We start from the raw sequence: 25,196 nt of genomic DNA on the forward strand, positions 1-25,196 counted from the left end.
CTTCCACATCATCAATCCAGCTTGCACTCAGGGCTGTTTGGTGATACGTCATCTGCCGGCAGGGCGTCCACGGACTGGCTTTCAGGGGTTGTGTCTTCAGTCCAGAGCATTAGCATGGCGTCCATGCGCAGCCACAGGAACATCCCCGAAACCAAGACCGGATCAATCACGCCGGAAGAACGGCGGGCGACCTACCGGACCATTGCCGGACTGGCCATACCCACCTTCGGCCAGCTGATCGCCTCCCCGCTCTTCGTCATGATCGACACCGCCATCGTGGGCCACATCAGCGACTCGGCCCTGGCCGGGCTCTCCATCGGATCCACGGTGGTGCTGACCACCGTGGGCCTGTGCATCTTTCTGGCCTACGGAACCACCTCACAGGTGGCCCGGCTCATGGGCGCCGGCCGCCGACGGGAGGGCATGCAGGCCGGTGTGGACGGCATGTGGCTGGCCTTCGTCATCGGCCTGGTCGTCTGCGCCCTGCTCCTGGCTTTGAGCCGGCCCATCTGCAGCCTGATGGGAGCCCGCGGACCGGTCCTGCAGGCGGCGCAGACCTATCTGAATGCCCTGGTCTTCGGCCTTCCGGCCATGCTCCTGGTCTACGCGGCCAACGGCATCTTCCGCGGATTGCAAAAGGTAAAGATCACCCTGGTGGCCGCCGTGTCAGGCGCTATCCTCAACACCGCCCTGGAGGTCCTTCTGGTCTTCGGCCTGCACATGGACATTCTGGGTTCGGGCTTGGCCACCCTGATCGCCGAGTGGGCCATGGGGCTCTTCCTGACCATCCCCGCCCTGGTCTGGGCCCGTCGGGAAGGCGCCCAGCTGCGGCCCCGGCTCTCAGGCATGGCGGCCAGCATGGGCGACGGCTTCCCGCTCTTCCTGCGGACCCTGGCCCTGCGGGTCTGCCTCTTTATGACCGTGGTGGCTGCGGCCCACCTCGGCGAGCAGGTGCTGGCGGCCTACCAGGGGGTCAACTCGGCCTGGAACTTCGGACTGAACATGCTGGATGCCGTGGGCATCGCCGGTCAGTCGCTGGTAGCCACCGAACTGGGCGCCGGACAGCGGTCGCGGGCACGGGTCATGACCGACCTGTCAGCCAGGGCAGGCATGGCCATGGGAGTGCTGGTCGGACTGGTCATGATCGCCTTGGGCCTCTTCGCCGCCCCCCTGTTCAGCCCCACGCCGGCCATCAGGGCGCTGATCACCGTGGGCATGATCGTCCAGGGAGTCTTCATGCCCGTCGCCGGATGGATGTGGGCCCTGGACGGAATCCTGATAGGTGCCGGGGACTATCGCTACCTGGCGGCCACCTGCTCCCTGACGGCTGTGATCTACCTGATCGGGCTGCTGGGCATGACGGCTCTGGCCATGAACTGGACGCCCACCTGGCGGATAGCCATGCTCTGGGCCGTCCTCAATGTCCTCTTCATTGGCGTCAGGGCCATCTGCAACGGCTTGAGAACGCGCACCGATGTCTGGATGGGGACCATTGGCCAGGCCAGCCAAGCCTGAAGAGCCATAGAAAAAGCAGGACCCCGACCGCTTGACCATGAAATTGGCCACAGCGACGGGATCCTGCCGAAACTGGTCAGCAGGCGGCTGCCTCAGATGGCGTCGACGCCGGTCTCCCCGGTACGGACCCTGACCACCGAGTCCAGGGTCTGCACCCAGACCTTGCCGTCGCCCACGGTGTTGGTGGCGGCAGCTTGGACGATGGCGTCGACCAGCTCGTCGACCCGGCGATCCTCGGTCAGCACCTCCAGGCGCACCTTGGGAACCAGATCCACCTTGACAGTGCTGCCCCGGTAGACCTCCTTATGGCCGCCTTGCCGACCATAGCCCTGGGCTGTCGAGACGGTCATGCCGTGCACGCCGACCTCGGTCAGGGCCTGTTTAATCTGATCCAGCCGCCCGGGCTGAATGATGGCGGTAATGAGTTTCATGCTGCCTTCCTTTCTGATCAGTTCAGAATGGACCCGAGGTCGTAGGCGCTTTCACCCTGATCGCTCTGATCGACGCCGATGACCTCCTGATCCTTGCTGACTCGCCAACCAATGGTCTTTTCCAGCGCAAAGGCGATCACACCGGTTACTGCAGCTGCGTAGATGATCGCAATCAGCGCCACCAGGAACTGAACCAGCAGCTGCCGGAAATTGCCGCCGGCCAGGAAGCCCGTGCCGGTACCAAAGAAGCCTATCAGCAGCGTGCCCAATAAACCACCCACACCGTGGATGCCCACCACATCCAAGGAGTCGTCATAGGCGAAACGGAACTTGAGCCCGCAGGCCAGGCAGCAGACGAAACCAGCCAAGAGGCCGATGACCATGGCCCAGAGCGGGGAGACCACGTCGGCCGCCGGCGTGATGGCCACCAGGCCGGCGACCATGCCGGATGCAGCACCCATGGCGGTGTAGTGCCCGGTGCGGATCCGTTCAGTAAAGAGCCAGCCCAGGGTGGCGGCGCTGGCGGCCATGGTCGTGGAAACCCAGGCATATCCGGCAGTGCCGTTGGCGGCGAAGGCAGACCCGGCATTGAAGCCGAACCAGCCGAACCAGAGCAGGAAGGCGCCCAGCATGACCATGGGCACATTGTGGGGGCGTATGGACTCCTTGGGGAAGCCGATGCGCCTGCCGATGATGAGCACAATGACCAGGGCTGCCACTGCCGCGTTGATGTGGATGACCGTACCGCCTGCGAAGTCGTGCGCCTGAGCTCCGATGGCGTTGGAGATGGGTCCATCGGCAGCCAGCAGTCCGTGATTCCAGACCATATGGGCCATGGGCGCGTAATCCAAGGTGACCCAGAGGGCCACGAAAATCATCCAGGTGCTGATTCTGACTCGCTCTGCCAGGGCTCCCGAGATCAGGGCCACGCAAATCATGGCGAAGGCGGCCTGGAAGGCGATGTCCACCGTATGCGGGTAAGCGGCGTTCGCGGAATCAAGCGAGGTGAAGACCCCGTCCTTGGCCGTGACCGTGTCCTTGAGCAGGAAGCCGGTGATGGGGTCGCCGAAGACGCCTCCGATGTCCTTGCCTGCAAAGGAAATCGACCATCCCCAGAAGGCCCAGATAACCCCGGTCACGGCAATGGCCAGCGTGGACATCATCATCATGTTGAGCACGGCCTTGGCTCGGACCATACCCCCATAGAAGAAAGCCACCGCCGGAGTCATCAGGAAAACCATGGATGCCGCTACCAGCATCCAGGCAGCATTTCCAGAATCCATGCCTACACCTCTCTTTTCCCCATCCGGGCGGGCAGTCCCCAATAAAGAGGACTTTCCTCCGGACAGCCTACGTCAGATTCTCTTCCACTTCCCGATTCATCAAACAGGAAGAGGATGACGGTCAGGTCACCGCCGCATTACCTGCGGGTGACTATTGGATGACCACCGTATGACCAACCGGCCGGCTGGACTACTCGTCTCCCAGGATGCCGTCGACAAAGGACTCGGGATCGAAAACGGCCAGATCGTCGGGCCCCTCGCCCAGCCCAACCAGCTTGACGGGCACGCCCAGCTCCCGCTGGACAGAAACGACGATGCCGCCCTTGGCCGAGCCATCCAGCTTGGTCAGGACAATGCCTGTGACCCCGATGGCCTGGGCGAAGACCTGGGCCTGGATCATCCCGTTCTGCCCGGTAGTGGCATCCAGAACCAGCAGAACCTCGTCCACAGGCAGGTTCTTCTCGATCACCCGCCGGATCTTACCCAGTTGGTCCATCAGATTGGCCTTGTTCTGCAGGCGACCGGCGGTGTCCACAATGAGGACATCTGCCTGATCATTTTTGGCCCGTTCAGCCGCTTCGAAGGCCACAGAGGCCGGGTCGGCGCCGTCGCGGTCGCTGCGAACCACGGGCACACCCACCTTGCCACCCCAAGTCTCCAGCTGGTCAGCGGCGGCGGCACGGAAGGTGTCGGCAGCACCCATGACCACCGATTTGCCATCGGCCACGAAGAGCCTGGCCAGCTTGCCCGCCGTGGTGGTCTTGCCTGTGCCGTTGACGCCCACCATGATGATGACCGACGGCCTGTTGGCCTGAGGACGGGCGGCCGCCAGAGTCCGATCCATATCGGGGTCGACCAGATCGATCAGGCGCTGACGAAGGCCACGACGCACGGCTGCGGGGTCCTTCTGCCCTGTGATCCGGGCATCATCGCGCAGCTGCTTCACCAGCTGTTCGCTGGCCTCGGCGCCCACATCCGCCATGAGCAGGGTGTCTTCCACATCCTCCCAGTCGGATTCGCTCAGATGGTCCTTGGTCAGAATGGCAAAGAGGGCCTTGCCGAAGGGATTGGGGCTCTTGGCCAGCCTGGCCTTGAGCCTGGTCATACGGGATGCAGATGCCTCCGGGTGAGCCAGCTCCTCCTGTGCCGACGATGCCGCTTGCTCGACCGAGGACGACTGACTGGACTCCCTTGAATCGACTGAGCCGGAACCCGCAGAAGCGTCCGGATTGGGGGAAGCATCAGATACATACGGGGTAGATTGGGCTGCCTGGTCACCCGACGAAGCTGCCGGGGAGGCATCAGACTCTTCCGCCCTGCCGGAGCGAGTGGAATCCCCCTGGGACCGGCGTTTACGGACCGCCACCAGAATGCCGACCACGGCCAGCACCAGGACGATCAGCACCGCGATAAGAATAAGGAGCTGCTGTGTTGTCATAGGTACCAGCCTAAAGGCGAAAAGGGACACAGACGGTCACCACCAACGATCACTTTCCGCTTGGATAGCTCGTTCCCGCCTGCGAACCGCTCTTGACTGCTGGCATGACGTCGGAGGTGGTGGACTGAGGCTCCCGTCGCTGCGAACGCGAAGGCTCAGGGCTGGGTGATCGCAGGGTGGAGTTCCTGGGAGCTGGAGGCCCAGAGGCCGTAGAAGCCAACTGCGCGGCATTCTTCTGTTGTCTCGGGCTGACCGACGATGCGGAATCGCTGCTCGGTGGCGGGGGCAGATTTATTTCGTCCGTGGAATCGGAGGCCAGCATGCCTCGAACTTCCACCACGGAGGAGGAATTGACATAGACCGGATAGGGATGTTCGGAATCTTCAGCGGTTGATGCATCCTCGCCCGATCCAGGGGCGAAAGACAGACGCCCCCCTGCTACACGCGGCAGTTTATTCTCTCGTTCCTGCTGACGGCGGGCGGCCCGACGTACACGCTCATCCAGAGACTGGGAGAAGGCACGGTCCTGGGACTCACCAAGCGCCAAGCGCATGACAAATACGATGAATGCCGCAACCACCAGCACCCATACCAGGACAATCAGCCAGACCATACCTGCCATTCTCTCAGAAGAACCCCTCAGACGCGCTAAGACACGAGGAATCTATCGGTCTCTTTCACACTGGCAGGTCAGCAGATGCTCAGGACCCCTCTTACACCCAAGGCAGTCGCAGGCAAGTAGGAAGACTATCGCAGGAATTACGCTCAGCAAGGTCCGCAACTACCATTCGAGAAATCTCCTGCAATGGCGACAAAAGATGCATAGCCATCAAAAGTATCATTTCCAGCGAAATCCGTAGATGGAAACAAGCCCTGAGGCAATGCAGCCCACGGCCAGGTAGAGGATCCCGAGCCAGGCATGAGGCCAGGTGCCCGATCCGATCAGCATCATCGATAAGGCCTCCCGCATGTGATATAGGGGCGTATACGGGGCGATGGTCTGCACCCAGGACGGCAGCATATTGACAGGCATCATAGCTCCGCCAATGAAGCCCAGGGGCAGAATAATGATGTTCGCGAGGATGGATACCCCTGCGATGGAGTAAATTATCATGGCGATAATGACACCCAGGAAAAAGAACAAAAGATAGCCAAGGACCAGGGGAAGCAATCCCGACAAAAACGTCGGTTTCAGCCTCATTCCCATGACCATCCCCAAGACGACAAGCACTACAGCCTGCGCCAGAAGGACGACGATACCCACAACAGCCTGGGAGAGGATAATCACATTCCAGGATAGAGGAAAATTGCGAACCGTCTGCAGCATGCCATTCTCACGCCAGAGGGCAAGGTGCGAAGCACCCGCAAAAATACCCACGTAGGCCGCACCAAACGCAATGACATTGGCGCTGATTTGACTGGCAATATCAACTCCAGGAACGTAGCTCTTAAAAGACAGGACCAGCGCCAATAACAGAGCTATCGGAAAGAGAAAGGTAAAAACCAGGGTGGACCAGTCACGAATATCGTAGTGGAACATCAATTTGAATAGAGTTTTGAAGCTGCTCATTTGACGTTCTCCTTTTCGAGAAGGCGAAGGTAGACATCCTCCAGACGCCCATCCTTGACTTGCGCCTGGCTTGTATTGATCCCTGAATCAACCAATTTTGCGAAAGTAACTCCGGTATCCCGGGTGCGTACTGTCAGACCGTCGGGTGTGGTTTTTACATAGTCAGCTCCCATGAGACGGGCTACATGATCGGCCTGATCCAAGGCATTCGGAAGAAGAATGGTCGATTCCATCTCTGCTTGCGCAATAAGCTTGCTAGGACTGGCCGTCACGAGAATATGCTTATCCGCCAAGATCGAGACCACGTTGCACAACCGCTCCGCCTCGTCCAGATGGTGCGTTGTATAAAGAACCGTGGCGGCCAATTGCTGACTGGATTTGAGCAGGCTCACAAGGTCATGGCGTGACTCAGGATCGAGGGCAGCAGTGGGTTCGTCCAAAAAGAGCAGCCGAGGATGGTGGACGACAGCCGTGGCGATGGCCAGTCTCTGCTGTTCGCCGCCGGACAATAATTCAACCTTGTTGGATGCCACATGATCCAGTTTCAATGCATCAATAAGATCGTCCACACGCGACCGGGGCACCTGGTAGATATCGGCCACTGCAGTAAGGTGCTCAAGGAGCGTCGTTTTGGGGAAGAAGGACGACTTTTGAGGCTGGATGCCTATTTGGCGGAGCAGGGCCAAGTTGCGTGGATAGGGCGTCTTGCCCAGAACAGAGACCGTTCCCTCAACCGGTTTTTGCAGTCCTTCCAAGACGGTGAACAAGGTTGTCTTTCCAGCGCCATTTGGCCCGATGACCCCATGGAAGGCCCCTTCTTCAACCTCCAATGAAAGATGAGAGAGAATCGTTTTGTTCTTTATTCGAACAGTAAGGTTCGATACGCTTACTTCGATATTGCCCATTCCAGAGCCTTTCAGCGTCAATACTGATGTGGTAAAGCGCGGGTTGTGTCGTCTATTGCTGCTTGTCTATTCATGACTATTTCAATTTGCTGAGTCTGCGCAGGTGGAGGAAAGAATCAGTCCAAATTCCGGCCCAGCATAGTATGGTGATTTTGGCTCCGATGGTCTTTTCCATGAGACCATCTGCTTCAACTACGATAGCTTATTAATCCATATTCTTTCCTCACCCATGAGCCCAGAATTTCAGGCATTTTCTAATAAAATACAAGCTGGATCAGACATAAAACCGCCACCGTCCCACAAATTATGGCATCCAAGAGCACGTACTGGCAAACACTGATTCCACTACTGGTTTACCTGCAGCTGGAACAGCATATTCCCATTTATCAAGCGGGCCGCCAAGGGGCGGACGGGTACATCTACTTTGTTCCCAATCGGCACTTTGGTAAGAGAAGCCATACCAGTATCAGCAAAAGCGGATATTGAGAAAAGTGCGATGCTTGTTCCCCCGGCTCATGCTCACCAGTGGGGAGGTTGACCGCCGACAACAGTAGACCGCGCGAACGAACAGCGACGGCGATGATGCGAAACTCTGCAAGTTATCGACGGAACCCACTATTTCGCACTTTTCGCGTATTGGCTATCTCGAATGATGCTGGCCTTCACCGTTTCGCCGCCAGTCTCTTACCATCATGAAGACAATCATCATTAGCCAAGCTACTGGGTATGTGCATAAACCCCAGAACTGTGAACCGGTGGCAAACGATATAACATGGGCGAGAATTAATGCCAGGGCAAAAAACCTGACAGCAACGACTTGCGGCTTATCGGATGGTTTCTGTGTCGAAGCTGTTTGTCTCATGGCGGTTCCTTTGCCGTCGTACATAATGCACGGAATGTGCATAAAAACAAAATATACACTAACCGGCATTCGCTCAAAATAAGCTTAAAATAAGTTCGCGTTCTGGATGCGCATATACGTCATAGCCGGAGAAAATCATTGCAGAGAGCCTAGCCAGGAAGCAATTACATGAAAGCTGCTTTTGCATCCAAGATTGCGTTTACCGATCTGTTCGTTTCGTAGACAAATCAATCCAATACCGTTCTACTGGCTGACCAGATCTGCTGGGGAGCACATTCTCCAGTTGCCCGCCACGCGAAAGGATGGTCCGGCGGCTGGCCAGATTCGACGGGGAACAAGTAATCAGGACCCTACTCATGCCCAGAGTGGCAGCTTGTCGAAGACATTCATCCAGCATCAGCCCGGCATAGCCCTGCCGGCGACAATCCGGACGAACTGAATAGCCGATGTTGCCGCCCACTCGCAGAAGTGCCTGTGTAAGCTGCAACCTCAGCTGAATCATCCCCACCAGTTTGCTGCTGGGGTCCAGGGCGGCGAACTGCAGGGCGGGCACAAATCCCGGCGGCAGATCATCGCCACGCGCCTGACGAGCCACCTCGGGCAGACCCGACCGACGAACTTCATCCAGGCTGTGGCAGTCCTCCAAGGGGCCGAGACCAGCCGCTTCATCCTGAGGCTGAGAACGGCAGGCCTGCAGGTATTCCCAGATCATTTCGGCATCCACCGCCCCCGGCCGGTCCAACCTCACCAGACGGATTCTCATGGTCCACCTCCTCTGTCGAGTGCTTGGCCACCACTTTGTGTTTCAGCTTACAAGAGCAGCATTTCAACGGAACTGGGGTTCCAAAACAAACAAGTGCCGCCAGGACATGGCGTGCATAACTCAATAGTTGGAACTCAATACAGCAAGAATCACAATGTGCACTAATAGTTCAACAAAAGTTCTCCCAAACTTAAGTTCTGGGTTTTAGTACCTGGCTTCGCCTTCATCTGGTCAACGAAAACATAGAACTGGCGTCTGGCGTTCTTTCTGCTTTTCTCCTCCCAATGCCCCGAATGGCTGGTCATGGATCGTCAGTCAGACATTCCGGCCTGAAACCATGTGATGACAATTTGCGTACGATCTCGCAGACCGGTCTTGTCGAGTATGCGGCTTACGTAGCGCCGGACGGAGGTAGTTTCGAGAGTGAGGCGCTGGGCTATTTCCTGGTTAGAGAGACCTTGAGCGATGAGCCCGGCTATCTCGTACTCCCTGGGGGTCAACTTATCCAGCTGCTGTCTGGCCTGCGGATCACTGACCTTATGCCGGGCATAGGCTCTGTCGCGGTTGATGAGCTCTGCTGTAATGCGGGGGGTGAGCACTGCGTCACCATCGGCCACTGCGTGAATGGCTCGATGCAGGTCTCTGGTGGATACGTCCTTGAGCAGAAAGCCGTAGGCGCCTGCGTGCAGACCGGTGAAGGCGTAATCGTCTTCGTCATAGGTGGTCAGGATCAGCGTGCGAATGTCGGGGAATTCCTTAGCAATGACCGCAGTGGCACTGATGCCGTCCATTACCGGCATGCGAACGTCCATAAGGATCACCCGAGGCAACGGCTGGGCGGCTGCTTTCATCTCCCGAAGCATGGTCACCGCCTCCTGACCGTTAGAGGCTTGTCTGACAACCTGTAAATCGTGGTCGGCCTCAATCATGCGTACCAACCCCTTGCGGAGGAGCGCAAGGTCATCGACCAGCATCAGGTCAATCATGAGCGTTGCCCTCTTTCTCACTAGTGCCAGGCAGAACGGCTTCTACTGTCCATCCCCCGTTCTTGCCTGGTCCGCAACTCAGACTCCCTCCCATCAGTCGGCATTGCTCGCCAATCTGTTTGAGACCCACTCCTTGATGATCATGAATTACCGGTTTTCGATCGGCCAAGGCTGGCCCATGCCCATGCCCATCGTCGTGGATGCTGATACGGAGGGTGCCGTCCTGCTCATAGTCGCGGGAGATGACGATGGTGCTCGGGTCTGAGGCGTGCCGGAGCGTGTTGGTGATTGCCTCCCTACTGATGATGAAGCAGAGGTTGTCCTGTCTGCGATCCTGCCGCCGATGCCCTGTTTCGGTAGACACGACAGCCAGACCAGCCGCGCGGGCATGCGCGATTACGGTGTCGAGTTCGTCGAGCGTGTGCAGCCTGGAACCAAACCTGCGCCCATCATCATCGGACTCTTCAGGTAGCGCATCATGCTCTTGGACAAGAGTACGGACGGCTCGTCGAGTGTCGGCCAATCCATCCCTGGCTACCTGATTGATGTCCTTAAGCACTTCTTGCAGCTCTTCGACCTCAGCCGAATCAGCGAATCCCTGGGTCAGGGCAATGATCGTGGTGAGATCATGGCCCACGCTGTCGTGCAACTCCCCCGCTACCTGGGCACGTGATACAGCCTGATCCCTTTGCCTGACAAGCATCTCAGAGCGGATGCGCTCCTGCTCTTCACGCTGCTGCGTCTCGCGTCGGATTCGGTAGGACCTGACAGCTATGGCAGCCGCCGCGACCGCCATGACGACAGCCATCCTGGCCGACCATTCCAGAAAGAGCATGTGCCCGGCATGCATGCTGACGGTGACCAGGCTGACGGCCGCGACTGCCTCACCCACGCCTGCCGCAATCCTGGGTGCTGACGATAAACAGACGCAGAAATAGAGAGCGCCTACCAGGGGTATCAGGAAGCTATCGTCCGAGGCGGCAAATGACAAGCCGAGGTATAGCAGGGTCTCCATGGTCGTGATGAGCAGGGAAAGCTGTCTGCTCCAGTACAGCAGGCAGGAAGACAGAAGTCCAATCAGGCCTATGGCCGTCTTCCAAACGGGCAAAGGAATGTTCCCAGCCCAGACTGGAGGAAACGTGGGGGCGCTGACATAGAGAAGCGTATAAATCAGGCTCAGCAGAGGCATGACGAACCTGGTCAAGCGTTGATTGCTCAACAGCTCAAATAGGTTGGTTGCCATGCCCTTCATCGCGCCCCCCCTCACGCTGCCATGACGAGGATCCCAGGTTCATTCGCCAGTGTACTGTGCTATCACACCGGCAGGGGAACGACCTGCTGATTTGCGCACCGTGGCCCAAGAAGCCAGTGATGCCGCCGAAGTCAGAAGCAGGAAGACCAGCGCCCAGTGGGCCCAAGGTATGCCGATGCTGGCAGCGCCAAAGACCTTGCGGAATCCGGCAGCGTAGGCCATGACGGGCAGGATGCTGGAGATGAAGGATATCAATACGGCGGTAGTTGCCATGATGAACCCTTCGAGAGCAGACATGATTTCAAGTTGATTCGGGTCTGCGCCAGCAATCGAGATGAGGGACAGATCCAGGCTTCGACCGTGTGCTGAGATCAGGTATCCGGCGCATACTCCAGCCAGCGTGACGACCAGCGCGGGGCCCAGGAGCGTAATGAGCATGGAGAAATCAGAGCTGCTGACATCCAGGTTGGGAGGCAGCAAGCGACTGGAATCGGTGCTGGTCTGGTAGAAGGAATCGGTCATCATCAGCAATGAAACCCCCACAATCAGAGGTATGACTGTGGAGCTGAGGCTGCGCATGCGGGCACTGGCTTGTCGGCAAGCGACCAGCCATGAGGGCTGGCGAAGAGCGACGAGCCTGGTCCAGCCGCCGGTGACCGCGCCCAGCAGGGAGGGACCCGCCAAGCAGATTGCTGCCAGCAGGAGCATGAAACCGAAAGTGCTTCCCATGGCGATAGGCAGGATGGGTGCCGCGGTGCGCAAACGGACCAGTTGCTCACCAGGAATGGTCCGCGCTTGCATAATCGGCATCAGCATGATTGCCAAGGCTGCCAGCAAACACAAGGCAGCGGCGATACGACGGGCCAAGCCCGCTGCTTTTGGAGGGATGATTGCGGCCCGCAGGGATTCCACCGGACTGATCTGGCTGATGGTTCGGATGGTCAGCAGCGTGCCGATCAAGGCCACCACTACTCCGCATGAGGTTCCTGCTGTCCAGGAAGTCAGCTGGCGGCTGGCGATAAAAGGCTGCCTGCCAATCAGGAACTGGGAAGTCTCCCAGGCATAGAGGGGGCGGACCAGCAGAAAAGAAGCCGCCAGAGAGACCACGCTGGCCGCGAACGCCAAAATGAGCACGCGCAGACAGGTCAGAGAGGTCAGTTGCCAGGGAGATGCGCCTTGCAAGGCTAAGAGGGCAAGGTTGCGTCTGCGCTGGTTGATCACCGACGAAACGACTTGTAGAACGATCAATACTGCGGCAATGAGAAGAGCCACGAAGGGAATCATCAAATTTTGGTAGGCTGTGCGGCCTTGCTCGGCCATGCCGGTGAGATCGCCCAGGGCCTTGGCTGAAGAGAGCATCATGGCAAGCAGGCCGACCATGGTCTGCGAGGCGATCAGCACGAGGGTGACGCCAGACCAAGCCAAGGGGGCATCCTTGAAATCTCGCAGAAGAAGTCGCATCAGATGCCCGCTTTCGGCACAGGAACCTTGTCGGCTGTGGCTATGCGACCGTCGCACAGATGCACCAGAGTGTTGCAGCGTGAGGCGACTTCCGGACTATGGGTGACCATAATCACTGCGTGGCCCGGTCGACCGGCGAAGGCGGCGAGTTCATTGACGACCGCGTTGCCGGTCTCCTGGTCAAGGGCGCCGGTAGGCTCATCGGCGAAGATAATGTCGGGTTCCGAAATCAGCGCGCGGGCCAGAGCCACACGCTGCTGCTCGCCCCCTGACAGGAGGGTCACATTGGCCTTGAGCAGCCCCCTGATGCCCAGTCTGTCCAGCAGCTTAGCGGCCCGATCCTCCTGCCAGCGGGTCTTGCGCAGAATGAGGGGCAGCTTGAGGTTGTCCTCCACACTCATCGAAGGCACCAGATTATAGGACTGGAAAACGAAGCCCAGGTGCGCACGGCGGAATCGCGCTGACGATGTAGGCCCCATGGCAGAGATGCGCCGACCCAGAACTTCCACCTGGCCCGAGCTGACGGGTTCGAGACCAGCCAGGCAGTAGAGCAGGGTTGACTTGCCGCTACCCGATGGCCCTATAATCCCGGTCATGGCTCTCCAGGAGGCGGTGAATTCCACATTCTCCAGGAGAGTGATGGTCTCCCCCTTCCTGGGCGAAACATGCTTGCATAGACCAGATGTATGTATGGCGAAGGGCTCGCCCTGGCCGGAAGGATTGACAGTATGTTTCATGGCAGTATCCAGTGCCTGCAAACGGGTGAAAGCCAGTATGAGCCTGTGCCGCTCTGTACATGCGGCGATGCGTATTGAGCCGGATGTTTCATCGGAGCTCCCTCCCCTAGCGCAGTTGCGAGGTCAATCGGACCGCCTCGCAGGGATGATTCTTTCAATCCGAGTACGGGGAATCAACGTCGGCCGCCACTTCGCCATCTACAGATGGCAAAACAGAGTCACACTCACTGCGTAACTGATAGGAAGCCGCACTACGCTCTGGCAGAAGCTTTTGACTGGCAGATTGGTTTACTGTCCGGCACGGCTCCCATCGGCAGGTTCAGAGTTTGCCCCACCCCTCCCCCACGCATCCCAACAGCCTTCTTAAGTGGGCGGAAAAGTAGCGTTTCAAGTTGATATTCTTCGTTGATCTGTACGGGTTCTCGGTCTTGCTTCGCCCGAGAACCGGCTTGCCGCGAACTGGAAAAATCGAGAACAAACATGTAGTGTTGAGCTGTTGCCCCTCTGGCTCAATGGTTAGAGCAGCGTCCTTTTAAGTCGTGGGTTGTGGGTTCGAGTCCCACGGGGGGCACTTTGGATTACCAATTATTTAATACCAACCACTATGCTCCGCACAGATCATCTGCCTGCGCAACAGTGGACCAGGTCCCTGATACAACTTTGATCTATTTACCGAATCTCAGTATCTACCGCGCCTACCCAACACCTGATCGTGGGAACCTAGTCGCAAAATATAGGCAGCGTCGCCCTCCCTATGCCACACCAGCAGCAGATCTCCAGCATTGCCCACATGGCACTCATACACAGCTGGATAACCTTGCAGCATATGCATCCGATGATGCGCCTCCAATACCTGGAGCGACGCTTCAGAATTCTCCGCTATCAGATCTAGCACCTCCTCGACCGACTCTAATGGGACATGCCTGCGGGCCAGGCGCTTCAGGTCTCTTGTAAAAGCACCAGTGGGAACCAGCGCAAGCCTCATCGGTCCACGCCAGCAGCTGCTAGCACGCCATCCACCAAGTCCTTTCCTGTGGCGTACCCCTTAGTCTTTCCCCTCATGGCCAGACGGCGCGATTCCTCCAAGGCCTCCTCGGTTTCGGCAGGTAGATCCAAGCTGAAGTCCAAGGGGATCCGCTGCTCCCGAATGATCTGCTTGTAAAAGGCTCTAGTGACCGTAGTCATATCCAGACCAAGCTCCTTCACGATACGATCCACCTGTTGCTTGTCTGTATCGGATATACGCACCGTAACCTGAGACATCTTCTCCATCGGAGCCCGCCTTCCTTGTTGTCTGTAATTTTGCATTAAAGTGCAAAATTACAGCTGATTTCTTACTTTAATGCAAAATTGCAGTGCATTGTAAGGCATCAATGCGCATAGCTGACAGCAATAACACATGTCTATTGCTTCATGATGCGCTGGGCGACTCCAATTACTCATACTTCCAAGCCATCTTCGATGAAGTGGACCTCTACGGAGGCGATACCCAGCGGTCTTCCGCTACAACCAAAGTCGCCCGAACGAGAATAACGCCGAACACGGCTGCACTCGCCCCTTAGCAATAACAGCCTTGGCCCCCACACAGCTGATTGATCATGGATACACCGCGCCAGAGGTCTTCTGGGCCTATCACCATTCCGGTCCTTTCCTGGATGCCTTCAAACAAGAAGAAATAAGCAGCCAGGTCATAAGGCAAAGTCACTTTTACCTTGTTAGGAGTACCTATGTCAAAAAACAAACTAGTCATCGCTGAAGAAGAGCTACACAGTCCGGAAAGCCGCAGGGTCACATTTAACATTTAGAATAGGGAAGATATCGGTCACTTCCTGACATAGTGGACTTACTTCATAAATTTCAAGTCATATGAGAACAGCTACAAACTGGTTAGGAGAGGATACAAACAACTCCGAATCCTGCATGAACTCACCACGCCAGAAGAAAAAAGGATAAGCCGTCGGGTCTAAAAAGGAAGGGAGATTCTAGGACGCACCTTGGAAGAGTGAGCGGAGCTTGGCTCTGCGCTCTCTTCGTTCGCCCCCGAGATGGTCACAGGAAGCACATAAAGATGCTCGTCTAACTTTTCCCCGTTGATTTCCTTGAGCAATACATCTACGAGTGTAGAAGCCAGCCGACGAAAAGGTTGAATGACCGTAGGAAGTATTGGATACGCAATCTGGTAGACGAAAGAACCGTCGTAACCGAAAACAAATAGGTCTTCGGGAATGCGCCGACCTGATTCTAGGGCTTTGCGCTGAACGGCAAGGGCCACCAGATCAGAGGCGAAGACTCCATCGACAGTAGGATTGTCCACCAGAAAATCGTTTGCGGTCGTCAAATATGTAGAGAACTCAAATTGGTTCAAATCTAGTTCATAGGTAGCGCAGGAAATGCCCTCCTGATGCATCCGCTCTGCGAAAACCTTATGCCGCTCAATCGAGGGAGTTCGGACTTTAGAAGATCCAATGAACTGAGCCACATTTCTACATCCACGGTCAATAAAAGCTTTAGCAGCCAACATGCCGCCTTGAACATGATCCGCGCTCACCACCGGTATGGCATCAGCAAGAAACCGGTCCAAAGCCACTATCGGAGCTTTGATATCGGCATAATTGATATCGATGGAATGACTGCCAATGATAATGCCGTCGACCTTATTAGCCGTGAGCATGTCAAGATATTTTCTCTCTTTATCAGAAGAATGCATAGTATTACACAGAATCATTTTGTAGCCCCTCTGATTAAGCTCATCCTCAATCCTCGATGTCATAGTAGCGAAAAATGGCTGCACTACATCAGGTATCACCAAGCCAACAATATTTGTTCTGTTCGTGTACAGGCTACGTGCGATTTGGTTCGGCTGGTAATGAAGCATGTCTATTGCTTCTTGAATCTTATTTCGAGTTCCCTGAGATATATAGCCTCGGCTGTTGAGATACCGGGATACCGTATTCTTGGAAACTCCCGCTACCCGAGCAACATCTGTTATAGTGACCATACCTATCCCCCTTCATAATTGCTATATTCAGGGAGTAGATACTCATTCGTTGACTTACTCTCCCTCACTCATCTTTTAGTGTATGTGCAAACTATCAAATCTCTGAAATAGAGACCCCGACTGATGCCAAGAAGCGGCACCAGTCGGGAATATATTGCTCATCATCCTTTGACAGAACCCGCCAACATGCCGGAAACCAGGTACCGTTGCAGGAAAAATGAGATTACAATAACAGGCAGAGAAAAGAGTACAGCGGCGCCAGTCATGGGCCCTAAGTCCAGATTGTAGGAAGTCAAAAATTCTGAAAGGGCGACCGGCACAGTCTTGGCCTGACTGCTAGTCAACAGCAGCGCAACCAGAAAATCATTCCAAGCCAAGAGGAAAGTAAATATTCCAGTAGAGATAAGGCTCGGCGTCACTACAGGAAGGATTACCTTAACAAAAGCCGTAAAAGGCCCTGCTCCATCCACCGCTGCTGCCTCGTCAAGATCCACCGGCACATCTTTGAAGAAACTGATCATCATCCATAGAACAAACGGCATATTAACCCCGGCGTAGACAACGCAGAGAACCGGCAGGTAATCATACATGCCAAATTGCTGAACCAGACTATAGATCGGAACCACGATGCTGGACATGGGAATCATTTTGAGACAAAGCACCACAATTAGTAGAATCCCGCTAAACCGCGACATAGCTGTTCGAGATATTGCATAGGATGCCAAAGAACCCAACAATAAGCAGATCAGCGTGCTGACTGCAGCCGCTATAAAGCTATTACCGAAATATAGCCCCATATCGGAGGTCTCGAATACCTTACGATAGTTTTCCAAGGACCAAGCCTTAGGGAGGAAGGTCGGATTAACAGAGATGACATCATGGGAGGGCTTGAAAGAAGAGAACAGCATGTAGAGATAGGGAAATATAAAAGCCAGCAAAAATATAATCGCCAAGACATACATGAGTATGATCCAGATGCTGTCGTCCTTATTGCGACCGAATTTCTCATGGAACATCATGAGCTCCTCTTCTGCTTGAACTGCGTGGCCAAGGTAATACCGACCAGCACGAGAATAAATATGACCGCCATAGCACTGGCATACCCAACATCCCCATAACGTTGAAGCATCTTATATATATGCACGCTCAAAACTTCGGATGAGCCCTGAGGGCCTCCCTGAGTCATGGCCCAGATGATGTCGAATGTTCTCGCTGCATCAATCACACGAATCACAAGGGCACTGAACAACACACCTCGGATATTTGGAATGATGATTTTCGTTATGATCTGCCACTTACTGGCGCCCTCGACCTCGGCGGATTCATAAAGACTATCCGGTATTGATTGAATTCCGGCCAGAAACATCAACATCATGAAAGGGGTCGTGAGCCATACATCTGCGATGATGCAAGAGATAAGAGCAAACCGTGAATCCGAGAGCCAGAGTATGCCATCAGTGGAATGCAACAGTCCTACCTTAACTAACAGAACATTGACAATACCGAACTGCCCACTCAGCATGAATTTCCATACCAGGCCTGCTACCAAAGGTGCAATCATCAGCGGGGACAGAATAAAAGTACGAATAGCTTTAAATCCCCTATACTTATTTGTCAAAACTACAGCCAAAAGTAAGCCAAGTATTGTCTCGAAGGAAACGGCAACGACTACGTAGACTGCTGTGTGCAAAGAATCTGCTTGAAACTGCCGAGAAGCCAAGGCCTTAGCATAATTCTTCAGACCGACGAATGCCCTACCCTCATAGTTGTCACCAACGTCAAAAAAACTGTCATATAGTAGCTTGAGCAGAGGGAAAAGAAGGAACACCGACATAAAAATCCCAGCAGGCAAAAAGAACTTGAACAGGGTTCGATTATCAAATGTTGAACTGATCATCTTCCTGGTGCTATGAGGGCCGAATCTAAAGCGCCGCCCTTTGAGAAGCATTGCATTCTCTCTTTTCATTATCCCTACAGATACCGTATCTTTCTCACCCTCATGCCCTTGTAATCTCTGATTTAGCCAGATTTTCCCCGAACTTTCGCGATACCTCTCCGTTTTACGATTCATCTTTTTCTCCTACTTTCAGAGAGAACAGGGTGGGAATGCAGACTCAATTTTCCTCATTACAGCTGCTAACCTGGAACGCTGCCGCATTTCCCACCCGCACTACTGCCGACCTAATCCATCAATAGGCTTTCAATCGATTGCTGCGCCGCCTTTAGCTCCTCCTTGGCATTAGCGCCTTTAAACACTTTCTGAACCATTGGCGACAAAGTCTCGCTTTCTATTTGTGCCCAAAGTCTGGTAGCGGGGCGATTCTGCGTTTGCTTGGCCGTTAGAGTAGCCTCCAACGCCTTGATATGAGCATATTGAGGATTATTCTCGTACTTTTTGAAAACACTCCTACGGGCAGCTACGCCCAATTCCTTCATGTAACCCTCATTCTTTCCATACATGAACTTCAAATATTTCTTGGCAATATCCTGTTTCTTAGAATTTTTTAATAACACTTCATACCAAGGCCCGGGTATGGCTCCGATACCTGCCGAACCGCCTATCATTGGCGCAGCGCCGACCTTGTCACCCAATTCCTTGGCCGAAGCTAGATAGAAATGACCCCATGTAAGTTGCATCGCAAGTTTGCCTTGATTGAACATATTCGATATTTCGCTGGTTCCCAGCGATAGATAATCGGAGGGAACAGAGCCATCCTTTACCAGATTCTGCATATATTGCAGGGCATCCGAGTAAGGTTTACTTTGTAGATCAGGCTTATTATTTTTGCCTAGCACAAGATTTTTGGCACCTGCCTGAGTGGCGAATTCCAGCCAACCAGTTACCGAATCAGCGCCAGTCTGCCCCACAACAGCAGTCCCGTAGTTTCCATCCTTAGTAAAGAATTTTGCCGCATCCCGATACTCTTTCCAAGAGGTGGGAACTTGTAATTCATAGCCATACTGAGCCTTGAACGCTTGCCGGTTGCTCTCATTCTCGAACAGATCCTTTCTATATAACAGAATCTTCGAGTTGGTCCAAGTAGGAATACCGAGCAGTTTCCCGTTTAACGTACCGCCTTGCGCAAGTTGAGGCATCAGATCGTTCTTTTCAGCTGGAGAAAGCACCCCATCAAGAGAGGACAACCCTTTGGATAAAGCGGAAAACCATAGAACATCAATGACAGCTAAATCATGAGTGGCCTTGCCAGAATCAGTTTCAGCCTTCAATTTGTCATATAGACCCGAATAAGGCGAAGTATCTATCTTAAGTTTGTAACCCGTCTGTTTCGCAAATTCAGCCGCACTGCTACGAGCTACCTTTTCCGCCGGGCCTCCGCCCTCAACCAATAGATTCAAAGTCTTGTCATTAGAACTACCTGTGGATCCCCCAGACCCCCCGCAAGCAGTCACCGATATAAGCATGACACCTGTAGTTACAGCCGCTAATACCTCTTTTATAGCCTTTTTCATTGTTTAACCTTTCTTCCGCCTCACCGCTTGTAAACGCAGGCGAAAGCAATCAATCGCGATCCATGGCCGATGAGAGTTCAAATACACCGATAACATCATCTCCACGCTTGCTATCCTTGAAGCTTCGCATGCTCGGCATATTGACTTCACTGCATTACCGCATGTTTATTCGCATTGTTCTGTATGAAAAATCTGAGAAAACAAGGCAACATCACTTTGCTCTCACGCCTATGCAATTCCGCAAACGCACATTGTGTCAGGAACTGACAACATGAACGATTACAGACAAATATTCGCAAAACATCCAATGCTCAATGAAACCGTTAAGACCAAACCTCCTTTGTTTGTCATCAGGAATTTACGCAGGGTTCTGACATCTTTGCGATACCACTGCGCCATCACCGACAAGAACAATATATGTTTTTTTAGAGTATATGTCAACCGATTAATATATAAACAGCAAGCATTCTGCAAATTACTGTAAATAAGCCATTTTTAACCATGAAATACTATATTTATCGGTTGAAATATGACAATTATTCATTTATGATTATCCTGTTGTATCTATTCACAGATGCATGGAATCCCAGAGCGCACCGCGAATAGACCCAGTACCCAGCAATGTTCAGCAGCACAGTAGCTACAAGACAGCCACCGTTCAAGGAGGACATAGATGACCAGTCATACCTATTATGATGTGACGCAATGGCCAGTCGGAGATCCCTACAAGGATATAGGCCTAGTGATCAACAGCATGATCAAAGACATCAAACGGAATCAGAGCCAAATCGACTTGGATGAAGGAGGGAAACCTGGGGCCACCATATTCATTCCCCCGGGGGATTACCATCTGGAAACACAAGTACTTATTGACATTAGTTATCTCTCTATCGTCGGCTCCGGTCACGGTTTCACATCGTCGAGTATTCGTTTCAATCTTTCACAGGCAAACGAGCAGTCATTACATGAGCTATGGCCCGGAGGAAGCCGAATACTGGTGAACCTCAAACCAAGGAAGGATGATGAAACCTCATCCGCAGCCTTTCTCATCAAAAGGGATGGAAGTCCGCGAATTAGCTCGGTCGAATTTTCCCATTTCTGCATCGATGGTCTGCATTTTGTAGACGACGGGTCGAGTGAGAAGAATCCTGAAAATACCTATATCAATGGGAAAACAGGTATTTATGTAGCATGTGCTCAAGATTCTTTCCGGATAAATGGCATGGGGCTGGTCTACCTAGAACATGGCATAATCATCAAGCAAGCCGATGCCTTAAGCATCCATGATAATTTCATCGCTGAATGTGGAAACTGCATTGAACTAAGAGATTGGGGACAAGCGTCGAAAATAACCGACAACCTTATCGGCGCAGGCTATAAAGGATATTCGATCTTCGCTGAGCACTTCGGTGGACTGCTAATTTCCAGCAATAATATATTCCCACGAGGTGCCAGCAGCATCTACTTCAAAAACGTTGTACGCTCAACTATCACCAGCAATAGATTGCATTCCTTCTACCCCGGAATGATAGATCTGCAAGACGATTCCTCAGACAATCTGGTAGCCGCAAATCATATCTATCGAGCACATGAACCGTGGCCTCCAATGCAGGACCACGACAACGGACTGAACGATTTGTACGGCATCGTGCGTATTGATGGCAATAACAATTCACTGATTGCCAATCATTTTTCAGATATTTTGGATAGCACCAGCATTAATCCCATTGGTACTACGCCAGTCATCATTCATCTCATCAATGGTTCCGGCAATTACATTGCCAGTAACCATATTGTAGCGACTACAGAAACAGAAGATTTCTTAGAAGAGGAAGAAAAAGACAACAGTGATTCTTGTTTCTCAACGCAGGTCACAGCGATGCTTTCTGGAGAAGCTGCCAGATCGATCAATTTCCTCGCGGTGCAGGTTGATCCTCCTTCTTCTCATAACATGATTCTCGATACCGGAACCAGTTCCCAGATCAGGATGGACAAAACCAGCAATGCATGCAGGCCATTGCCGGAGCAGCCTGCCTGATCGCGGAATCATTCATGCTCATAGGGTGACGAAATAAATGACTTACGGTAATCAACCAACTTTCCAGTTTTTTGATATACCAACGTATCATCTGCCTTCTTAAGGGGAGGGGGAGTGGTGGGGCTAGGAGAGGTCAAACCGTCAGTTGCCTGACCGCCCAGTTGAACAGCTTGCGCAGCTCCGAGGCCACTAAGACCAGGGATGCCAGAGCAATGCACTCCAACCAGGCCTGAGGCTGGAGAGGGACGGTACCGAAGGCCTCGCCCAGGAAGGGCACATAGATCACCAGAAGCTGGAGCAGTATGGAGACGCCAATTGCACCCCAGAGCCAGGGATTGCTGAAGAGCCCCTGGAAGGCCGACTTGCGGGAGGAGCGGGAGGCCAGCGCGTTGAAGAGCTGGGCGAAGACCAGGATGGTGAAGCCCATGGTCCGCGCCTCCCTGATCTGCGCCTCGTGGCCGATCGCCTGGACGGACCTGTCGGTGAAGAGGCCGCCGCTCAGGTGCATGTCCATGCCGATCAGGGTGACCAGGGCCATGACCAGGCCTATGTAGATGATGTCAACCCACATGTCCCGGTCGATGACCCGGTCGCTGACGGATCGGGGCGGGCGGTCCATCAGATCGTCGGTCTGCGGATCCACGCCCATGGCCAGCGCGGGCGCCGCGTCGGTCAGGAGGTTGATCCAGAGCAGCTGGGTGGCCAGCAGCGGCACGGTCACGCCCGCCATGCCGGGCTGCGATATGCCCAGAAGACCAGCGAAGACCACGCCGCCGAAGACCGTGAAGACCTCGCCCATGTTGGAGCTGAGCAGGTAGCGCAGGAACTTGCGAATGTTGTCGAAGATGCCCCGGCCCTCTCGCACGGCCTGGACGATGGTGGCGAAATTGTCGTCCGCCAGGATCATCTTGGCCGATTCCTTGGTGACCTCGGTCCCGGTGATGCCCATGGCCACGCCGATGTCTGCGGTCTTGACAGCAGGGGCATCATTGACGCCGTCGCCGGTCATGGCCACGACCTTGCCCTGGTCCTGGAGCGATTCGACGATCTTCAGCTTGTGCTCGGGGGCCACGCGGGCGTAGACGGAGACCTTGGAGGTGGTCTCCCGAAGCTGGTCCGAGTCCATGGCATCCAGCTGCTCGCCAGTGCAGGCCGGCTGTCCGGGCTTGATGATGCCCAGGTCCCCTGCGATTCTGGCTGCAGTAAGCGGATGGTCGCCGGTGATCATGATCGTTCTGATGCCGGCCTTGTGAGCCTGATCCACCGCATGGCGGACCTCAGTGCGGGGCGGGTCAATGATGCCGACCATGCCCGTCCAGATCAGATTGCTCTCCAGTCGGGTGCTTTCCTGGATCACCTTGTCGGCAGACAAGCGAATTGCAGGAGCATGCTGAGACTTTTCAGGCAACCGGTCCGTCTGATCCGTCCCGACCGTGCTTGACGGCCACTCCCCCGCGTCAGCTTCGGCCAGCGCCGACAGCTCCTGGTCGGATACAGGCCGGAAAGCCTGTCCCAAGGTCCTGTAGGCATCCGCCGAGAGACTGCTGACCTGAGCAAGTATCCTTTCCCGATCGGCACTGGTCATAGGTCTGACCTGGCCGCCATCGAGAATCCGGTCGCATCGGCCAAGCAGCACGTCGGGAGCGCCCTTGCAGAAGAGACGTGATTCCCTTTCGTTGTCATCATTCGGGGCAGCCAGAACCGACATGAGCTTGCGCTCGGACGTGAAAGGAATCTCGGCCAGACGACGGTAGCTATCAGCCTTGGCATCAGCGCCGACTTTACGGGCGGCAACAATCAGCGAAACCTCCGTGGGATCGCCGACGCTCTGCCAGTGACCCTGCCCGGATCCAGACTGGGCCTGGGAATCAGGTTCGGCCTCGACCGGCTGCCAATGCAGGTCTCCGTCGTTGGCGATGGCCCCGACCATCAGGGTCTCTTCCACTGCCTCAGCCAGAGATGAACCAATGGTATCTGTCAGTTGTTGATCATCTGACCCACTGGCCTCGAACGGCTGCATGGTTCCCTCCGGAGCGTACCCGGTGCCAGTGAGCCTGACCTGCCCCGAGGGGACGACCACCCGTTCAACGGTCATTTCATTGCGTGTAAGAGTTCCTGTCTTGTCGGAGCAGATGACTGATGCCGATCCCAGGGTCTCCACCGAGCTGAGCTTCTTGACGATGGCATGATGCTTGGCCATGCGCTGCACGCCCAGGGCGAGAACCACAGTCAGGATGGCCGTCAGCCCCTCCGGCACAGCAGCTACGGCCAGAGATACGGCCATGAGCAGGGAATCAATCAGATCCTGGGTTGTCTGAAAGCCTTCCATCAGGGCCAAAGCAGCCAAAACCAGGGCGGCAATCAAGCAGACGGCCAGTCCGAGGAGCTTGGAGACGCGGGCCATCTCCTTCTGTAGGGGCGTGGGTTCCTCCTGGGTATCAGCCAGCATGTCGGCGATCTTCCCGACCTGGGTGTCCATACCAGTAGAGGTGACGATCATGCGCCCGTTCCCCTGGGTCACTGCGGTGCCGTTGAAGACCATGTTGGTTCTGTCACCCAGAGCCTTGGGCTGGTCAAGCCGACCGGGCCGCTTGCCCACCGGCAGCGACTCGCCGGTCAGCGATGCCTCGGCCACGCGCAGACCCGCGGCCTGGAACAGTCTTCCGTCGGCGCCGACCGAATCGCCTTCAGCCAGGACTACTACATCACCAGGCACGATCCTGCTGGTCTCCAGGCTGACCACCCGGCCGCATCGCAGCACCGAGGCGTGCGGGGCCGTCATGCTCGCCAGAGCATCCACAGCCCGCTCGGCCTTAGCCTCCTGAGCGTACCCCAGGGCGGCATTAAGGATGAGGATGATCATGATGACGATGGCATCAAAGGGCAGGGGCTCCCCGCCTCCTGATGCCGGATGTGAGCGTTCCACCACCCAGGGCACCAACGAAATGGCCGTGGCTGCCAGAAGCAGATAGACCAAGGGGTCCTTGAACTGTTGAAGGAATTCCCTCCATGCAGGAACGGGAGGCGCTCCAGCCAGCTCATTAGGACCGAACCTGTCCAGCCGACGCGCCGCCTCGGCCTCATCCAGGCCCCGGTCGGGGTCCACATTCAGAGCAAGGGCAACCTGATCGACACCTACTATAGAAGGGTCCTTGAGGACGGGGCCATTCACTCTGCGCCTCTGCTCATGGCCCTGCCCTGCAGTCGGGATCACGCCGGTATCTGTCGATTTCTCATGCTTGGGATCGCTGGTCAACCCAGTCATGCCACTCTCCTGCTTATGCCACGGAGTAGTCAACGCTTCAGAGGCCCGTTGGAAGAAATCAGAGGCGGCCAGACCAAAACGCTGCGTGGATGCTTGCCAAGTTGAACCAATAATATACATAAACACGGCCGAAGTCGTCAAGGCCTTTGCTTCAGTATGCATTCTCAGGCCTGTCTCATGACAGAGACGGTATCTTTGCTGCACTTAACTTGGCAGCGCCC

Annotated in this window: 20 protein-coding genes and 1 tRNA gene; 3 read left to right on the forward strand and 18 right to left on the reverse strand. The window is 55.0% G+C overall.

The features are described 5' to 3' along the window. The first annotated feature begins 123 nt into the window (after positions 1–123). Positions 124–1,515 (forward strand): MATE family efflux transporter, encoded by a 1,392-nt coding sequence (locus ACUIAG_RS06235; protein ID WP_445339374.1) that lies wholly within the window; start codon positions 124–126, stop codon positions 1,513–1,515. Between the two features lie 92 nt (positions 1,516–1,607). On the opposite strand, the gene ACUIAG_RS06240 is transcribed toward ACUIAG_RS06235, so the two are convergent. The 11 genes from ACUIAG_RS06240 to ACUIAG_RS06290 form a co-directional block, all read right to left on the reverse strand. Further along, entirely contained in the window at positions 1,608–1,946 is a 339-nt protein-coding gene (locus tag ACUIAG_RS06240; protein WP_445339375.1) for a P-II family nitrogen regulator, read from the reverse strand. 17 nt (positions 1,947–1,963) lie between these two features. Continuing rightward, entirely contained in the window at positions 1,964–3,229 is a 1,266-nt protein-coding gene (locus tag ACUIAG_RS06245) for an ammonium transporter (RefSeq protein WP_445339376.1), read from the reverse strand. 190 nt (positions 3,230–3,419) lie between these two features. Continuing rightward, the gene (gene ftsY / locus ACUIAG_RS06250; RefSeq protein ID WP_445339377.1) at positions 3,420–4,667 is read right to left on the reverse strand and encodes a signal recognition particle-docking protein FtsY; all 1,248 of its coding nucleotides are present in this window, start codon (positions 4,665–4,667) and stop codon (positions 3,420–3,422) included. 49 nt (positions 4,668–4,716) lie between these two features. Beyond that, entirely contained in the window at positions 4,717–5,280 is a 564-nt protein-coding gene (locus ACUIAG_RS06255; protein ID WP_445339378.1) for a hypothetical protein, read from the reverse strand. A gap of 225 nt (positions 5,281–5,505) precedes the next feature. Beyond that, on the reverse strand, positions 5,506–6,237 hold the full coding sequence (locus ACUIAG_RS06260) for an ABC transporter permease (RefSeq protein WP_445339379.1): 732 nt from the start codon (positions 6,235–6,237) through the stop codon (positions 5,506–5,508). Then, positions 6,234–7,142, reverse strand: a complete 909-nt coding sequence (locus ACUIAG_RS06265) for an ABC transporter ATP-binding protein (RefSeq protein WP_445339380.1) — start codon at positions 7,140–7,142, stop codon at positions 6,234–6,236. Before ACUIAG_RS06265 ends, ACUIAG_RS06260 begins: the two co-directional genes overlap by 4 nt. Positions 7,143–8,203: 1,061 nt before the next feature. Next, positions 8,204–8,767 carry a GNAT family N-acetyltransferase gene (locus tag ACUIAG_RS06270; protein WP_445339381.1) on the reverse strand — a complete coding sequence of 188 codons (564 nt, stop codon included), beginning with the start codon at positions 8,765–8,767 and terminating at the stop codon, positions 8,204–8,206. 311 nt (positions 8,768–9,078) lie between these two features. Continuing rightward, the gene (locus ACUIAG_RS06275) at positions 9,079–9,753 is read right to left on the reverse strand and encodes a response regulator (protein WP_445339382.1); all 675 of its coding nucleotides are present in this window, start codon (positions 9,751–9,753) and stop codon (positions 9,079–9,081) included. Then, on the reverse strand, positions 9,746–11,005 hold the full coding sequence (locus tag ACUIAG_RS06280) for a sensor histidine kinase (RefSeq protein ID WP_445339383.1): 1,260 nt from the start codon (positions 11,003–11,005) through the stop codon (positions 9,746–9,748). Before ACUIAG_RS06280 ends, ACUIAG_RS06275 begins: the two co-directional genes overlap by 8 nt. A gap of 39 nt (positions 11,006–11,044) precedes the next feature. Then, complete coding sequence (locus ACUIAG_RS06285; protein ID WP_445339384.1) at positions 11,045–12,466, reverse strand: FtsX-like permease family protein; 1,422 nt, start codon at positions 12,464–12,466, stop codon at positions 11,045–11,047. After that, on the reverse strand, positions 12,466–13,203 hold the full coding sequence (locus ACUIAG_RS06290; RefSeq protein ID WP_445339385.1) for an ABC transporter ATP-binding protein: 738 nt from the start codon (positions 13,201–13,203) through the stop codon (positions 12,466–12,468). Before ACUIAG_RS06290 ends, ACUIAG_RS06285 begins: the two co-directional genes overlap by 1 nt. Before the next feature lie 498 nt (positions 13,204–13,701). Here ACUIAG_RS06290 and ACUIAG_RS06295 point away from each other — a divergent pair. Further along, positions 13,702–13,774: transfer RNA gene (locus ACUIAG_RS06295), tRNA-Lys, on the forward strand. A 108-nt stretch (positions 13,775–13,882) separates the two neighbouring features. Here ACUIAG_RS06295 and ACUIAG_RS06300 read toward each other — a convergent pair. The 6 genes from ACUIAG_RS06300 to ACUIAG_RS06325 all read right to left on the reverse strand — a co-directional run bounded on the left by ACUIAG_RS06300 (position 13,883) and on the right by ACUIAG_RS06325 (position 19,672). Beyond that, positions 13,883–14,188, reverse strand: a complete 306-nt coding sequence (locus ACUIAG_RS06300) for a type II toxin-antitoxin system RelE/ParE family toxin (RefSeq protein WP_445339386.1) — start codon at positions 14,186–14,188, stop codon at positions 13,883–13,885. Continuing rightward, on the reverse strand, positions 14,185–14,466 hold the full coding sequence (locus tag ACUIAG_RS06305) for a type II toxin-antitoxin system RelB/DinJ family antitoxin (protein ID WP_445339387.1): 282 nt from the start codon (positions 14,464–14,466) through the stop codon (positions 14,185–14,187). The genes ACUIAG_RS06300 and ACUIAG_RS06305 overlap by 4 nt, the downstream gene beginning before the upstream one ends. Before the next feature lie 700 nt (positions 14,467–15,166). Then, positions 15,167–16,201, reverse strand: coding sequence for a LacI family DNA-binding transcriptional regulator (locus ACUIAG_RS06310; protein ID WP_445339388.1), 1,035 nt, complete (start codon positions 16,199–16,201; stop codon positions 15,167–15,169). A 161-nt stretch (positions 16,202–16,362) separates the two neighbouring features. After that, complete coding sequence (locus ACUIAG_RS06315) at positions 16,363–17,220, reverse strand: carbohydrate ABC transporter permease (protein WP_258334498.1); 858 nt, start codon at positions 17,218–17,220, stop codon at positions 16,363–16,365. Next, positions 17,217–18,272 (reverse strand): carbohydrate ABC transporter permease, encoded by a 1,056-nt coding sequence (locus ACUIAG_RS06320; protein ID WP_445339389.1) that lies wholly within the window; start codon positions 18,270–18,272, stop codon positions 17,217–17,219. The genes ACUIAG_RS06315 and ACUIAG_RS06320 overlap by 4 nt, the downstream gene beginning before the upstream one ends. 110 nt (positions 18,273–18,382) lie before the next feature. Continuing rightward, the gene (locus ACUIAG_RS06325; RefSeq protein ID WP_445339390.1) at positions 18,383–19,672 is read right to left on the reverse strand and encodes an ABC transporter substrate-binding protein; all 1,290 of its coding nucleotides are present in this window, start codon (positions 19,670–19,672) and stop codon (positions 18,383–18,385) included. A gap of 673 nt (positions 19,673–20,345) precedes the next feature. On the opposite strand from ACUIAG_RS06325, the gene ACUIAG_RS06330 reads away from it, so the two are divergent. Continuing rightward, the gene (locus ACUIAG_RS06330; RefSeq protein ID WP_445339391.1) at positions 20,346–21,710 is read left to right on the forward strand and encodes a NosD domain-containing protein; all 1,365 of its coding nucleotides are present in this window, start codon (positions 20,346–20,348) and stop codon (positions 21,708–21,710) included. A gap of 133 nt (positions 21,711–21,843) precedes the next feature. Here ACUIAG_RS06330 and ACUIAG_RS06335 read toward each other — a convergent pair whose 3' ends face one another. After that, positions 21,844–24,882: a cation-translocating P-type ATPase gene (locus tag ACUIAG_RS06335; RefSeq protein WP_445340381.1), complete on the reverse strand. Its 3,039-nt coding sequence runs from the start codon at positions 24,880–24,882 to the stop codon at positions 21,844–21,846. Positions 24,883–25,196: the final 314 nt, after the last annotated feature.

This window comes from Bifidobacterium sp. ESL0825 (genome assembly GCF_052606465.1).